Annotated in this window: 10 protein-coding genes and 2 tRNA genes; all 12 read right to left on the bottom strand. The window is 61.5% G+C overall.

The features are described from left to right. Positions 1-70 precede the first annotated feature (70 nt). The 12 genes from cydC to AACP59_RS07405 all read right to left on the bottom strand — a co-directional run bounded on the left by cydC (position 71) and on the right by AACP59_RS07405 (position 15,607). Complete coding sequence (gene cydC / locus AACP59_RS07460; protein WP_339350567.1) at positions 71-1,918, bottom strand: thiol reductant ABC exporter subunit CydC; 1,848 nt, start codon at positions 1,916-1,918, stop codon at positions 71-73. Then, positions 1,896-3,821 carry an ABC transporter ATP-binding protein/permease gene (locus AACP59_RS07455; RefSeq protein WP_339350565.1) on the bottom strand — a complete coding sequence of 642 codons (1,926 nt, stop codon included), beginning with the start codon at positions 3,819-3,821 and terminating at the stop codon, positions 1,896-1,898. The genes cydC and AACP59_RS07455 overlap by 23 nt, the downstream gene beginning before the upstream one ends. Positions 3,822-3,875: 54 nt before the next feature. Then, positions 3,876-4,928, bottom strand: a complete 1,053-nt coding sequence (cydB, locus tag AACP59_RS07450) for a cytochrome d ubiquinol oxidase subunit II (protein WP_339350563.1) — start codon at positions 4,926-4,928, stop codon at positions 3,876-3,878. Further along, positions 4,925-6,421 (bottom strand): cytochrome ubiquinol oxidase subunit I, encoded by a 1,497-nt coding sequence (locus tag AACP59_RS07445; protein ID WP_297317042.1) that lies wholly within the window; start codon positions 6,419-6,421, stop codon positions 4,925-4,927. Before AACP59_RS07445 ends, cydB begins: the two co-directional genes overlap by 4 nt. A gap of 48 nt (positions 6,422-6,469) precedes the next feature. Then, positions 6,470-7,645 (bottom strand): NAD(P)/FAD-dependent oxidoreductase, encoded by a 1,176-nt coding sequence (locus tag AACP59_RS07440; protein WP_339350561.1) that lies wholly within the window; start codon positions 7,643-7,645, stop codon positions 6,470-6,472. Between the two features lie 290 nt (positions 7,646-7,935). Then, positions 7,936-8,007 (bottom strand) — tRNA-Gln (locus AACP59_RS07435). 41 nt (positions 8,008-8,048) lie between these two features. Beyond that, positions 8,049-8,121, bottom strand: a tRNA-Glu gene (locus AACP59_RS07430). A gap of 70 nt (positions 8,122-8,191) precedes the next feature. Next, positions 8,192-9,718: a glutamate--tRNA ligase gene (gene gltX / locus AACP59_RS07425; protein ID WP_339350560.1), complete on the bottom strand. Its 1,527-nt coding sequence runs from the start codon at positions 9,716-9,718 to the stop codon at positions 8,192-8,194. Between the two features lie 83 nt (positions 9,719-9,801). Further along, complete coding sequence (nrdG, locus tag AACP59_RS07420) at positions 9,802-10,527, bottom strand: anaerobic ribonucleoside-triphosphate reductase activating protein (protein ID WP_297317039.1); 726 nt, start codon at positions 10,525-10,527, stop codon at positions 9,802-9,804. Positions 10,528-10,633: 106 nt separating this feature from the next. Next, entirely contained in the window at positions 10,634-13,045 is a 2,412-nt protein-coding gene (nrdD, locus tag AACP59_RS07415; protein WP_297317038.1) for an anaerobic ribonucleoside-triphosphate reductase, read from the bottom strand. 365 nt (positions 13,046-13,410) lie between these two features. Beyond that, the gene (locus AACP59_RS07410) at positions 13,411-14,259 is read right to left on the bottom strand and encodes an MBL fold metallo-hydrolase (RefSeq protein ID WP_297317037.1); all 849 of its coding nucleotides are present in this window, start codon (positions 14,257-14,259) and stop codon (positions 13,411-13,413) included. A 40-nt stretch (positions 14,260-14,299) separates the two neighbouring features. Next, entirely contained in the window at positions 14,300-15,607 is a 1,308-nt protein-coding gene (locus tag AACP59_RS07405) for an MFS transporter (protein ID WP_339352932.1), read from the bottom strand. Between the last annotated feature and the right edge of the window lie 161 nt (positions 15,608-15,768).

Genomic DNA, 15,768 nt, shown 5'->3' with positions numbered 1-15,768 from the left:
CTGACCGTTGCCTTAACTCGGAGAACACCCTGATGTTCTTTCTCCAGGAGTCCGTTGCATCCGAATCTGACTATTTCTCCGGGTATATCGCTCGCGAGCCACCCTTGTCCAAGTCACCAACGTCCATGCGATATAACTCACTGAATCGGGGGTTGGTCCGGTAGAGCTCGACCGGGGAACCCTGCATGGCGATGTGCCCGTCCTCCATGAAGATGACCTGGTCGGCGTCCTCCAGACCCTGGAGGTGGTGGGTGACCCAGAAGAGGGTGCGGCCCTGGCTCACCCGGAAGATCATCTCCATCAGCCGCCGCTCGGTGATGGGGTCCAGCCCGATGGTGGGCTCGTCCAGGAGGACGATCGGGGTGCGCTTGAGCACGATCCTGGCCAGGGCCAGGCGCTGCCGCTGCCCACCGGAGAGCCGGTTGCCGGCCTCGTCGACCGGGGTGTCGATCCCCTCGGGCAGGGACTCCACGTACTGGTCCAGCTGCACCGCCTTCAGAGCCTGCCGGACCTGGTCGTCAGTGGCCTCGGGGGCGCCCAGACGGACGTTGGAGGCGATGGTCGTGTTGAAGAGGAAGGCCTGCTGGTTCAGGTAGCCGAAGAGTTCGGGGCGTTGGTCCTGGAGGGCGTCCACCGGGGTACCGTTGACCAGGATCCTGCCCTTGGAGGGCCGGAGGTCGCCCAGGAGGAGCTGGAGGACCGTGGTCTTGCCCTCACCGCTGGGCCCGAGAAGGGCCACCTTCTGCCCGGCCTCGATGTGGAGGGAGAAGTCGTCCAGGAGAAGGGGGTCATCCGGCCCGTAGGAGAAGCTGACATGGTCGAAGTCGATGGTGCGGACCGGGCCGTCCAGCCTGGTCTGGTCCGTCCGGGGCCGCTGGCGGGATTCGACCCGGTTGGTCAGATCGTTCAGGTGGTTCAGGGAATCCGTGTAGAGGGGAACCTCGGCCACGGCCTGGGAGACCACGATGAAGCAGTCGACCAGGGGAAAGACCGAGAGGACCACGGCTGCGGCGAAGTCGGCCACCGAGGTCGAGCCGGTCATGAGGATGTCGCCACCGATGATCAGGGCCACCACCATGAGGGCGAAGATCATCTGGATGCAGAGGTTCCTCCACCGCTCGAAGCGCTTCTGATCGTGCCGCTCACGGGCGATTCCCCGGAAGTCATCGGCTGCCGTGTCGACGAACCGGTCCTGGCGGTGCGTGATGACCCAGTCGCCCAGCCCCATGTAGTTCTCAGCGACCCTGGTGTACTGGTCCTGCTGCATGGACTTCTCCTCGGCATACCGGCTGTCCGAGTAGGCCAGGGAAACCAGTGGGACCAGGATCAGGATCAGGGCGAAGAGGAGGAAGAGGAGGAGGGAGGTGATCCAGGAGAAGACCCCGACCGCGATGGTGACCACCAGCCACATCAGGTAGGCCACGACGGTGGGGAAGATGGTGCGCAGGTAGAAGTTCTCCAGGTGGTCCAGGTCGTCGGAGAGCATGCTCAGAACGGTGCCGGTCCGCTCGTGCTCGTTGAGGAAGGCGGCGTCCTTGGAGAGGGTCCGGTAGAGCTGGACCCGCAGCTTGGAGACCACCCGGAGCACCCAGTCGTGGCTCTTGATCCGCTCCAGGTACTTGAAGGTCGGGCGACCGATGCCGAAGGCCCTGGTCAGGACCACGGGCACATAGACCGCGAAGATGTTGTAGGGGTGCCGGGCCGACCGGCTGATCAGGAAGCCGGAGGTGAACATGAGCCCCGCGGCGCAGACGAAGGTGATGGTGCCCAGGAGGAAGATCAGGGCGAGCCGGCCCCTGTTCTGGCGCAGGTAGGGCCAGAACCAGTGGTCCCTGTGCCAGATGTTCAGATAGTTGGTGCGGCGCCCGGCCCTGGTGGAGGCCGCCTGGCCGCCCTCAGTCCTGCTGGTAGTCGGCAATCTGGTTACCCCCCATCTCCTCGATCAGGGCATCCAGCGGACCGCCCTCCCCCATCAGTTCCTCCGGCCTGCCCTGGGCCACGACCCGGCCACCGTCCAGCATGATGACCTGGTCCACGTCGGCCAGCCAGTGCAGGCGGTGGGTGGCGAAGATGACCAGGTGCCCCTCCATGATGGGCAGGAGGGTCTTCTTCAGCTCGTACTCGGTCTCGATGTCCAGGTGGGCCGTGGGCTCGTCGAAGAGGAGGATCTCACGGGTCCTGTCCAGGAGGACCCGGGCCAGGGCGATGCGCTGGGCCTGGCCGCCGCTGATGCCGCGGTTCCCCTCGCCGATCCTGGTCTCCAGACCCTCGGCAAGGGTCTCCACCCAGTCGGTCAGACCCGCCTGGTCGGCCGCCCGGGCCACGGCGGCCTGGTCGGCATCCGGATCATAGAAGCGGATGTTGTCGGCCACGGTGCCGCTGAAGATGTAGGGGTTCTGCGGGATGTAGCTGATGTGGCCCTGCCAGGCGCGGGCGTTGAAGTGCTCCAGGAGCCGTCCGTCCAGGTCGATCCTGCCTGCCTGGGGAATGTTGAAGCCTGCCAGGAGGTTCATCAGGGTGGACTTTCCGGCCCCGGACCTCCCGACCACGGCCACCTTGGTCAGCCCGCTCAGGCTGAAGGAGACATGGTGAAGGGCATCGGGCTGACGGGCGCCCTCCTCGGCCCCGTCCCCACAGGTCCGGGTCGAATCCAGGTCCCGGCCCGGCGCGGGAACGGGTGTGGCGTCGATTGCGGACTTCTTGCGGCCCTTTCGCTTCTTCTTGCCGCTGGACTTGGCGATGGCGTCCATCTGCGAGCCGCCGGATGCCTGCCCCTCCTCGGGCTTGGGCCCCGGGTAGGCGAAGTCCATGCCCTCGACGGTCAGGTGGCTGTCGCTGTCCCACCCCTGCCAGTCCAGGTCGTCCAGGTGGTCGGGCTCGGGGGTGTCCAGCATGGTCACGATGTCGTTCAGGGCGTTCTTCCCGTTCAGGGTGGCATGGTAGTCGTCGCCGAACTGCCGGATGGGCATGAAATACTCGGGGGCCAGGATCAGGGCCAGCAGGGCCGGGAAGAGGGCCACCGTTCCGTCGATCAGGTTGTTGCCCAGGAAGACGGCCATGATGGCGATGGCCAGGGTGGCGAAGAAGTCCAGGGCGAAGGTGGAGGTCATGGCCACGCGGATCACGCTCATGGTCCGCTTGCGGAACCTGTCGGAGACCGAGTAGATCTCGTCCTCGTACTCCTCGCTGATCCCCAGCATCTTCAGGGTGGGCAGGCCCAGGACCGTATCCATGAACCGGGTGTTCAGCTTGCGGAACTGGGCGTATTGCTTGTTGGACCTGTCACGGGCGGCCATGCCCAGGATGGCCATGAAGAAGAAGAGGAGGGGGAGCATGAGAAGGAGGACGATGCCGCTGACCGTGTCCTGGATCCAGACCACCACCAGAATCATCAGGGGGATAAAGACCATGTCCATCATCTTGGGGAGGACCGTGAAAACGTAGGTCCTGACCTCATCCAGCCCGTCGATCAGCATGGTCACGGCCGAGCCCGTCCCCCGCTGCGCCAGGGCCGCGGGCCCCAGACGGAAGACCTTGCGCTGGATCTGCGGCCTGAGCTCGCCGACGACATAGTCGGCGTAGTCCGTGGCCACCCGCTGCTTGGCCACGTCGCACAGCTGGCGGATGGCGAAGGCCGTGAAGAAGATCAGAACCGGCCTGACCAGGGTGTGGAGGCCATGCAGGTGCCAGATCTGCACCAGTGCCAGGGTGAGGCCATAGGCCTGACCGACCACGCTGAGTCCCTGCACCAGGGAAAGCGTGGCCAGGAGGCCCATGATCCGTCTGATTCCGGCGAACCGGAAGAGACTCTTGTCAATCACTGAGACACCTCAACCCTGAATCGAAGCCGGTTCCGTGAACTGTGCCGATGCCCCCTACCGGACCACGGTCGCGCTGACCGCGGCAGGACCGGCCACGGACAGATGGGCGCCATCGGTGGCCAGGCGCTTGCGCTGTATGAAGTAGCTCCAGATGAAGTAGGCCAGCATGATGGGCAGGAAGATGCAGAGGACCACGGTCATGATCTTCAAGGTGTAGGGGGATGCCGAGGCGTCCTGGATCATGATGCTCGTGGCCGGATCCGTCCCGATCATCACCCGCGGGAAGAGCCCGTTGAAGATGAAGGCGATGATGGCCATCAGGGTGATGCCGGAGGCCGTGAAGGCGAACCCGCCACGCTTCCTGGTCACAGCCACGTGGCCACAGATGGTCGCCGCCAGAATGATCACGGTGATCAGCCAGGTGGAGATGGGCCGTGCCGTGTAGAAGTCGGTCCTGAAGATGGCCAGAAGGACGAAGACGACCAGGGCCGGGTAGGCGATCCAGTAGACCTTCTCGCTGATGTTGAGCATCCGGCGCGAATCCATGGGGCCCAGCTTCAGGCTGAGGAAGTGCAGACCGTGGACGAAGCTGAAGAAGACGACGGCCACGCCACCCACGACGGAGAGCCAGTTGACCACACCGAAGAACCCGGGCCAGGCGTCACCGTTCTTGTCCAAGGGGATGCCCTGGATCAGGCTGGTCAGCATCATGCCCAGGAAGAAGGGCGCGAAGACGGAGCCGATGAAGTTGGCCCACTGCCAGACCCCACGCTCACGCGAGGTCAGGGCGTGGTTGGCGAACTCGAAGGAGACGCCACGCAGGATCAGGCCGACCAGGACCAGGAAGAGGAGAATGTAGTACCCGGAGAAGAGGGAGGCATACCAGAGCGGGAAGGCTGCGAACATGGCGCCTCCGGCGGTGATCAGCCAGACCTCGTTGCCGTCCCAGTGGGGGCCGATGGCCCTCATGAAGGTGGCGCGCTCGTCACCGTCGCGGGCGACCAGCCGGGTTGCCATGCCCACACCGAAGTCGAATCCCTCAAGCAGGAGGAATCCGGCGAACAACAGGCCAATGACGAAGAACCATAAACCTTGTAGGATACTCATGCTAATGCCACTCTCCTCTCGTTCCTGCTGGCCTGCACAGGTAGGCTGAGGCCTTCACCCTGGTAGTCAGGGCCCTGGTGGAGCACCCTGCGCGAGTAGAAGATCATGACCCCTCCCAGGAAGAGGAAGAGCAGGAAGTAAACGATGTTGGTGAACAGGAGGTTGGGGACCGTGGCCGTGGGCGAGACCCCGTCGGCGATGGTCTGCAAACCGTAGACCAGCCAGGGGTAACGTCCCAGCTCCGTGATCAGCCATCCACCCGTGTTGCCCACGAAGGGCAGATAGGTGCAGATGCCCAGGATCCACAGCTTCCAGTTGCTGGACCATAGGGTGTCCTTGGACTTTCTGGTGAACCAGAGCACCAGGATGGACAGGAGCAGGACGCCGAAGCCCACCGCGGCCATGAACCTGAAGCTCCAGAAGAGCGTCGTGACCGGCACGTAGTAGTTCATGTCCTTGCCAAACTTGCCGTCATACTGCTGGTGGAGCTGCTCGTTGACGGAATTCATGCCCTTCACCGAGCCGGAGGTGCTGTGGTAAGACAGGAGGGAGAGCATCTCGGGAATCTCGATGCCCTTGGAGGTCTTGTCCTTTTCGTTGATCAGGGAGACCACCGCCCAGGGGGCGGGATCCTTGGTGTCCTCGTAGATGCCCTCAGTGGCAGCGAACTTCATGGGCTGGTCGTCGATGATGAAGGAGGTCTGAAGATCGCCTGCAATGATGACCAGGATCGAACCGATCAGGGCGATGATGGCGCTGAGCCTGATCGAACGGGTGTAGAAGACACGCTGACTGACCTGCTCGGACCCGCCCCCCTCAACGGCGGGAGCGGCTTCCGCCTTACCGGCCTGCTCCTGCTTGTGGGCGCGCAGGAGACCCCAGGCGCTCATGCCGACCAGGACCATGCCACCGGTCAGCACCGCTCCGAAGAAGACGTGCGGGAACTCGCGCCAGAGCTGCGGGTTGCCCAGAACATCCCAGAAGCTGGTCATGCGGACCCGGCCCGTGGCCTTGTTGATCTCGAAGCCGGTGGGGTGCTGCATGAAGCTGTTGGCGGCCAGGATCCAGATGGCCGACACCGAGGAACCCAGGAAGGTCAGCCAGATGAAGACCGCATGGACGGCCGGCTTGAAGCGGTTCCAGGTGAAGACCCAGACACCGATGAAGGTCGACTCCATGAAGAAGGCCAGAAGGGCCTCGATGGCCAGGGGGGCGCCGAAGATGTCGCCCATGAACCTGGAATAGTTGGACCAGTTCATGCCGAACTGGAACTCCTGGATGATGCCGGTCACCACACCGACAGCAAAGCTCAGAAGGAAGATCTTCCCCCAGAACTTGGTCATCTTCTTGTAGATTTCCTTCTTTTTGACCACGTACAGGGTTTCCATGATGGCCACACACAGGGCAAGGCCAATGGAAAGGGGCACGTAGAAGAAGTGGAATACGGTCGTCATCGCGAATTGGAATCGCGACAACCCCAGAACGTTAAGCATCTTCCTCGCCTTCCGAATACTTTCTCTTGTTCAGATGAACAGGCCGAATCAGTTGCTCTCCAACATGGTCTTGACGTTGGCGAGTTCCAGAACGGAACGGTCGTTGACGATCTTCTTGACGATACCGACCACCGCCCCCTTCAACTTCCACTTGCCCATCATGTCGATCTCGGCCACGCCGACCTGGGGGCCCAGGGAGCAGACGGTGCCGATGCTCTTGAACCTGAACCGTTGCGTCTGACGCCCCTGCACCCTAGCGATGACATTGGCGGCAGCCGTATCAGCCTGTGCAATCGAAATCTGTGCCGTGGTGGGGAAGAGCCTGCCCGATTCAGGATCAGGGACTGCGCTGACATCGCCGATGAGGAATTCCTCGGGATGGTCCGTGAGCGAGAGGTCATCCTCCACCACAACACGGTTACGCTTCTGATTATAGCCGGAATCGGCAATGATGTGGCTACCACGCACCCCTGTGGTCCAGATGATCGTGTTGGCCCTGAACTCCTGGTCGTTGCTGACCACGGCTCCGGGCCTGACCTCGGTGATGGCCGTCGAGGTATGGAACTCGACGCCCTTCTTCTTCAGGTAGTTGACCGCCCAGTCGACCAGGTTCTGCGAGAACATGGGGAGGATCTTGGGCGAGGCCTCGACGCAGATGATCTTGACCTGGTCGGCCGGCAGGTCGTACTTGGCGACCAGCTTGGGCATCCTGTAGACCAGCTCCCCCAGGTACTCGATGCTGGTGAAGCCGGCACCGCAGACCACCACATGGAGGTCGTTGGGGTCGTGGCTGTTCCTGTAATTGGCCAGCGTGTTCTCCAGGCGGCGCCTGGCGGCCAGGGCCGTGTCGATGTCGACCAGGGGCCAGCCGTTCTCCTCGGCCCCCTTGATGCCGAAGGTCTCGGATTCGAAGCCCAGGGCGTTGATCAGGTAGTCGTACCGGAGGGGCTCATGCTTCCCCAGGCCGACCTGCCGCTTGTCCTGATCGATGCCGGTCACCGTGTCGATGAGCACCTCGATTCTGGGGGAGACGGCTTTACGGATATCGAAGGTCACATCGGCCGGTTCCTTGGTGCCGGCGGCAACCTGATGGAGCTGGGTCGCCTCATAGTGATAGGGGTTCCGATTGACCAGGATGATGCGGGCATCGAGATTTGCATGCGCCAGCTTCTTTGCGGCGCGCATGCCGGCATATCCTGCGCCCAACACGGCGATAGTTTTCATAATCTTCCACAACCTTTGTGCAGTCGGTCCAATACAGCTGGTTTCTGGGACAACCGGGAAAATCTCCATCCTACTGACTCCCCGCCAACCCGGTACCTCCATGGTATCGGTGCGGGTGCCCCGAAAGGCTGGACTTGCAGGCCAAACAAAAAGCCAATTATGTGACCTTTATGACAATCGGACAGCGCAAGCCCGTCAGAAAACCAAGTCTATCATCCGGCACTGGCAGAAGAAGGTCTCAAGGACGGAAAAGCCGCAGCCTCATAGAAAAGACCGCGGCTGAATGCTCGCTGGGGTACCTGGACTCGAACCAAGAATGGATGAACCAGAATCACCTGTGTTGCCAATTACACCATACCCCAATTGGCTATGCAATACCCGCTTGGACGGTTACCGCATATCGTACCCCCGACCGGATTTGGACCGGTGTTGGCGCCGTGAGAGGGCGTAGTCCTAGACCGCTAGACGACGGGGGCTTTCACTTTTCCGCAGCGCACCGACCCGGTTCAACAGGTCAGCAGCACAACAAAAAGACAATATACCCGCTCAGAGGTGCCGACGCAAGTTGGTCAAACGCTGGAGTGTTGTGCTCTTGCCAATGATCTCCAGTGATTCGAAGAGGGGCGGCGAAACCCGACGACCGGAGACGGCCACCCTGACGGGACCGAAGGCCAGCCGGGGCTTGTAGCCACCCTGGTCCACCAGGGCCTGGGTCAGAAGATCATGGAGGTGGTCGGTGATCCAATCCTGCTCGGGCACCTCCTGGAGGGTCCGCAGGGCCAGGTCGAGAACGGCTCCGGCAGAGTCCTTGAGCTGCTTGCGGGCATCCGGGTCGGGCTCGATGTAGTCGGCATCGCTGAGCAGGCTCCCCATCATCCCGGAGACCTCGCCCAGGAGACGGACCCTGGGCTGGACCAGTGGGGCAGCGGCAGCCAGGATCCGGCGCTCATGATCGGTCAGGTCGTCCCAGGTCTCGGCGGAGACCAGTCCGTCCCTCTTCAGGTAGGGCAGGGAACGGTTCAGGAAGTCCTGGGGCTCCAGCATGCGGATGTGCTCGGCGTTGATGGCGATGGCCTTGTCGATGTCGAAGTGGGCCGGGTTGGCCTTGACGTCGCGGATGTCGAAGTGCTCGACCATCTCCTCCATGGAGAAGACGTCCCGGTCGGGGCCGATCGACCAGCCCAGGAGGGCCAGGTAGTTCAGGAGCCCCTCACGGATGAACCCATGCTCCCGGTGCAGGAAGAGGTTGGACTCGGGGTCGCGCTTGGAGAGCTTCTTATTGCCCTGACCCATGACGTAGGGCATGTGGCCGAAGAGGGGCATGGCCTGGGCCACGCCCAGCTCGATCAGGTACCGGTAGAGGACGATCTGCCTGGGGGTGGAGCTGAGGAGGTCCTCCCCACGCAGAACCACGTTGATCCGCATCATGGCGTCATCAACCGGGTTGGTAAGGGTATAGAGGGGGTCCCCGTTGGGACGGACGATCACATAGTCGGGGACGGACCCGGCCTTGAACTCGATGCGGCCGCGAATCAGGTCGTCGAAGGCCACGTCCTCATCGGGCATGCGGATGCGCAGGGCGGGCTTGCGACCCTGGTCGCGGAAGGCCAGGCGCTCCTCCTCGCTCAGATTGCGGTCATACCCGTCATACCCGAAGGCCTCGGGGCGGCCGGCGGCCACGTTCCTCTCCCTGATCTCGTCAGCGGTGGAATAGGACTCGTAGGCGTACCCCGCATCCAGGAGCCGCTGGGCCACCTTGCGGTAGATGTCGCCACGCTGGGACTGGCGGTAGGGGCCGTCGGGGCCACCCACTTCAACACCCTCGTCCCAATCCAGACCCAGCCACCTCAGAGCATCCAGGATCTGCTGGTAACTTTCCTCGCTGTCGCGCTGGGCATCGGTGTCTTCGATGCGGAAGACGAAGGTTCCCTTGGAATGACGGGCCTGGGCCCAGTTGAAAAGGGCAGTGCGGACCATGCCCACATGGGGGGTGCCCGTGGGAGAGGGGCAGAACCGTACCCTCAGGTCCTTGGGCAGTTCGGGTTTCGAGTCGTGATCATGCTCATCAGTCATAGCCACCATTGTGCCCCGGCAAGGCGACGTTCAGGGACAGGCCGCGGACGATCCCGGCAGGGCAGGGCCAGCATCGCCCCCGGTCAGCCCCGCTTCTGTTCCTGGTCCCTGTTCCTGCTGTAGGTCTCCGGGATGAACCTGGTCTGGTCGTGAATCTTGGCCCAGGGAACCAGATGCCCCTCCTCAAGGGACCTCGGCACGTCGATGATGCGCTGATTGGACGACCCGCGGAACTGGAGGAGGGTGTTCTTCTGGTCCTCCAGATAACGGCCGTCGACCAGGATGTCCAGGTAGGAGATCAGCTCGGCCTTGTCCGGGGTCTCCCCGGGCCGGTTCAGTTCCTCCCAGGTGTAGCCCGTCCAGCACCAGATGTCCTTGTCATGGCCGAACTCCCGGCGAATCCGCTTGGAGAGCCTGAGCAGGATGGGGGTGTTGAGGAGGGGCTCCCCGCCCAGGTAGGTGATGCCCTGCACATAGGAGAGGGAGAGGTCCTTGATGATCTGGTCCTCCAGCTTCTGGGTGTAGGGGTGGCCCGCCCGGAAGTCCCAGATGGAGGAGTTGTAACACCCCCGGCAGCGGAAGGGGCAGCCACTGACGTAGAGGGAGCACCGTATGCCCTCCCCGTCGGTCATGACCAACCGCTTGTAATCGGCGATGATGCCCCGGCTCAGCTGACGCCCATCCCACTGACCCGCCTTGGGGTTGTTGGTCAGCAGGGAGGGGATTCCCGGGCCCCGACCCCGCTCGTCGGCTGCGAAATCACGATGACCCGCGGCACCGGTCTTTCTCATGACACCCTGCTTGCCCATTGCCGTCCTCCGTAATCCGTCCGGCCTGGTCACCGGACACGGAAATGGCGGGCCATCACTGCATGGCCCGCCATCAGTACTGATTCTTGAACTGCTTGATCAAGGCCTATTCGGCCTTGTCGTCGAACCACTCCTTGGTGGTGCCGTCCTTCAGGACCACATGGCCGGTCTCGCCCTCCATGTGCTTGACCCTATGGGCGATCTCCTCATGGCGTCCGTGAACCATGGGCCGCTGAACAGGATTGCCCAGGTAACCGCAGGTGCGCTTGGTCACGTTGCACTTCTCGGGATCGTCGTTGCCGCACTCGGGGCACTTGAAACCCTCCTCGGTGGGTTCGAAGTCACCCTCGTAGCCACAGACGAAGCAGTGGTCGATCGGGGTGTTGGTGCCCAGGTAGCCGATGCCGATCTGATAGGCATAATCCCAGACCGCCTCCAGGGCCTTGGGATTCTGCTGCATGGAGGGGAACTCGCAGTAGTTGATGAACCCGCCCGAGGCCAGATAGGGGAAGTCACGCTCGTAGGTGAGCTTCTCCATGGGGGTGGGGCGCAGCCATACCGGGTAGTGGAAGCTGTTGGTATAGAAGTCGTGATCGGTCACGCCCTCGACGGAACCGAACTTCTCCTTGTCCATGCGGCAGAAGCGATCGGTCAGGGACTCGGCCGGGGTGGAATAGACCGAATAGTGATAGCCCTCGGCCTTCTCCCACTGCTTGCAGAGCTGGTTCATCCGGCGCACGATGCTCAGGGCGAACTCCTTGCCCTCCGGATCCCAGGTGTGGTCCTGCATCCAATCCTTGCCGTAGAAGACGCTGGTGGCCTCGTAGAGACCGATGTATCCCAGCGAAACCGTGGAGCGGCTGTTGCGGAAGAGGGTGTCGACGCTGTCGGTGGGCTTCAACCTGCCGAAGGCGCCGAACTGATAGAGGGTCGGGGCGTTGATGGGCGTGGCCTGCTTGCAGCGCATGATGCGGAACTGCAGGGCGTGGTGGGCCACCTCCATGCGCTGGTCGAAGATCTTCCAGAACCGGTCCCTGTCGCCGCGGGACTCCAGGGCGATACGGGGGATGTTGACGGTGACGACGCCCAGGTTCATGCGTCCGTCCTCTTCATCCTCGCCGGTCTCCGGGTTGGTCCAGGCCTGGAGGAAGGAGCGGCAGCCCATGGGGGCCTTGAAGGAACCGGTGATCTTGACCAGGTTCTCATAGAAGACCACATCGGGGTACATACGCTTGGTGGAGCACTCCAGGGCCAGCTGCTTCATGTCGTAGTTGGGGTCACCCTCGTCGGCGTTCAGGCCGTGCTTGATGGTGAAGACCAGCTTGGGGAAGATGGCCGTGTGGCGGTCCTTGCCCAGGCCCCGGATGCGGATCAGGAAGATGGAACGCTGGATCTCGCGGGCGAACCAGGAGGTGCCCAGGCCGAAGCCCACGGTGACGAAGGGGGTCTGCCCGTTGGAGACGCGGTTGGAGTTGATCTGGTACTCCATGGTCTGCATGGCATCGTAGATGTTCTTCCGGGTCAGGATCTTGGCATAGACCTGACGCAGGCGGATCATCTCGGGGGCATCCAGGTCGAAGGGGGAATCCTCACCGATGGGGGTTCGGTCATCCAGGTGGAGCCAGTCGGCCTCGCGGGCCTTGAGCCCGCGGACGACCTCCTTGGCCACCTCGATGGGCTCCTCGTCGGGCAGGACGGCCTCGGCCATCGCATAGTTCTTCTTGTAGTCCAGGCGGGCGTAGCGGTCGAGCATCTCGTCGCAGCGGTTGACGGTCTGGCCGCCGTACTGGGATCCCGCGATGTCCTTGATGATCTGGGTGATCTGGGTGGCGGCCGTGCCGATGGACTTGGGCGAGTCCATCATGGCGTTGCCCAGCTCGAACCCGTGCTCCAGCATGTCGCCGAAATCGGGCAGGGAGCAGTTGGTCTCGGCCGTAAAGGGCGAATAATCGGCGTCATGGAAGTGGATGTCGCCCTTCATGTGGGCGTTGGAGACATCCTTGGGCAGCATGCTGAAGGCCGAAGCCTTGGAGACGGCCCCTGCCAGGAGGTCACGCTGGGTGGCGTAGACGTTGGCGTCCTTGTTGGCGTTCTCCCGGACCAGGGTCTCGTCCTTGCTGGTCAGGCGGTGGACGGCCTCGTTCACGTCGGTGGCCTTGGCGCGCTGGATGTCGCGGTCCAGGCGGTAGGAGGTGTAGGAACGGGCGATCTCGTAGAGATGGGCATTGACCAGGGCATGCTCGACCAGGGTCTGGATGTCCTCGATCTTGACCGGGTTGGTGTACCGGTCGTGGATCTCCGACTGGACGGTCAGGGCCATCCTGCGGATCCCCTGGCGGTCGTCGGGACCGACCTCATCCATGACGTCCTTGAAGGCGGCCTCGATGGCATTCATGATGTTGACGGGGTCGAAATCGACGATTCGGCCGTCACGCTTCTCGACCAGAATGCCATTGACCGAGTCATGCTCGGAGATGCCCTCCTCCTCTGCACGGCTTGCCACCACCTGCGTATTCATCGCCACTCCTCGCATTGCTAAAAAACCGACGTCCGCACAACCCTTCAAGGGCGCGAACTACATCCTTGTCATCTGCGATGACAAGACCACTCTACCACCTCGTGCCCCAATATCTAGTGGAGAACCGAAAAAGGAGCACTAGATATAGTGTAACAATGAAGATTGTGACTTGAATCACATATCCTGGAAAACCCGTCCAGGCACAAAGCCGCGGCATATCGGGAAAAATCGAGGGGCACCCCTCACTTGATGTCATGCCACCCAACAACACGCCCAGGTTTTTGTCCATCCCACCCCTCTGTCGGCGGCAAAGGAAATCGGTCGCACCAGCCATGGCACGACCGATTCCGATACCCCCGACGGACCTAGATTTCGGTCACCATACCGTCATAGGAACTGATGAACCCCTCCTTGACGGCGGCCGCCTGCATCTGCTCATAGCTGGCATCACCGTGATGGGAGAAATGGTTGGACACGAATATGGTGTCCGAGTCCGCCAGCCCCTTCCCGACCATCCGGTCACGGACACGGAGATTGTCGGCGAAGTTCATATGCACGTCGGAATTCATCGCGGTCAGGCCGTGGGTGCAGTCCAGGGACACATAATCATACTTGAGCCCCGCCTCCTCCATGTCCTTCCAGGTCGAGTCATAGAAATAGGCCGTGTCATGCGCATAGAGCAGGCTGGAGCGCCCATCGGTCAGTCCGTAGAAGAGACAATCGCCGAAGTGGTGACCATGCCGGGCCTCAAAGGCATGGACGGTGTACTCCTTCCCGTTCCCGGCGGTGACGGTGACCGCGTCACCGGGATGGAGCGCATGGTAGGTCAGCTTGCTGTAGTCGTAGTGCTCCTCCAGGAAGAAGGCCCGCTCATAGAACCCCTTGACGGTTTCGGAACCGTAGACATCCATATGGGTGGGATTGTCATCGGCATAGGAATCCATTCGGTATGCCAGATCCTCGCCATAGAAATGGTCGGAATGCCAGTGGGTTATGAAAAGCTGGGTAATGGAGGGAAGATCGAAGTCCTCCTTGATGAAGTGGAAATAGGTATCGCCCGGGAAGTCCAGAAGGACGGCATCGTCGACCAGGGCCTGGGATTGGGTCCTGATCTCTTTGCCACCCACCTTCCGGGCATACTTGCAGAGGTCACACTTGCAGAAGATTCCGGGGATACGTTCTGCGGCAGCGGTTCCCAAGTGTTGAAATTTCATTCTTTGCTCCTTTGCTGGAAAATCCCGTCTGGAAAGCCCCTCATGATACGACCGGAGAGGCGGCCTGCTCAAGCCTGCGCTTGTTCAGAATGACCCTGTTGCCCAAGAGGCAGACAACAATGCCCAAAACGCTGAAGGCCGCCAGCATACCGAAGATGATGTTATAGGCCTTTTGGGTGTCGAAACCATCGATGATGGCGCCGAAGAGCATGTAGGCGAAGAAGGAGGGACAGTAGCCGATGAAGGATGCGATCGACATGGCTGTCGCGGAAATCTCCGAATCCACACCGTACTCACCGATGGGGGCATAATAAACGGCCCTCAAGGCGACGCAGACGAAGGTGACCAGGCAGCACAGGACCACGACAGGTATCATCCATCCGGAACTGCGCGGAGTGACCAGGACCAGGACACAGACCAGGCCGACGATGACATACAGCAGGGCCATCCACTGCGGGGTGGTGCTGAAACGCTTGGTGGCAAGCACGCCGGACAGGGCGGCGGCGATCAGACCCATCAGACCGGAATTCACGATGCCGAACAGACCCGCGGCGGCATCCGACAGTTTGAAGGATGCCTGGACGAACGGCAGGAAATACGTGTTGGCTGCCACATAGATCAGGTAGGTGGCTGCAGCGCCGAACCCTGTGGTCCAGACGATCGGGAGCTTCATGGCCTGAAGCACCATCTTGAAGCCGTTCTCGTTTTTGGCCCTGCCCTCGCTCCTGCCCTGCTCATGGAGGAAATCCTTCGGTATGAACCGGAGAACCACGAAGGAGAAGAGCATCATGAAGATGGGGTAGGCGCACATGGCGATGCGGGCGCCGAAGATCTTCGAACCACCCAGGGTGAACAGTCCAAGGGTGCAGGCGTTGAGCACAAGCCCGATGGCCGACCGTATGCACTCCTGGGTGCTGAACGCAGCCGCCTGGGTCCTCTCTGTGGCCAAACCCTTGGTCGACTTCTGGATGGTGGGCCAGTAGATGGCATCACCGAAGAAACCGAAGGCGACGAAGGCAAGAACCAGGAACCAATAGGGCAAATGGGGAACCAGACCCAGGATAAGGGCGAAAGTACCGTATCCCCACAGATCAACCGCAATCAACTTACGGATGGGGAGCAGATCCTGGAGCCACCCCAGAAGGGCATATCCGAAAATCTGCACAAAACCGATGAGACCAAGCAGGAAGCCCAGCTGGGCGTTACTGACACCGAGAGCCTGACGGAAAGGCTCGTAAATAACACTCTTAATGCTGGAAAACCAATAAATACATGTCGAAAGCGTGATGACGAGGAAGATGCCGAAACTCTTTCGCGACATACCTAGATAATTCAACAGCCACTTCATTGGACGACCTCCTTGAATGAGGTAAAACCTCAATGCTGCATTGCACTGATGAAGTGTGATACCCGGTTGCATTCCAAGCAAACGCCTTCAGGTGCTTGTTTCACTCACTCCTTTTCGCCAATGATGAACGCCTGGCACCACATGGCTAAAAGCTACCCCCC

This window comes from Bifidobacterium indicum (genome assembly GCF_036987015.1).
Lineage (GTDB): Bacteria > Actinomycetota > Actinomycetes > Actinomycetales > Bifidobacteriaceae > Bombiscardovia > Bombiscardovia indica.
This window is presented reverse-complemented; position numbering and strand designations above follow the sequence as displayed.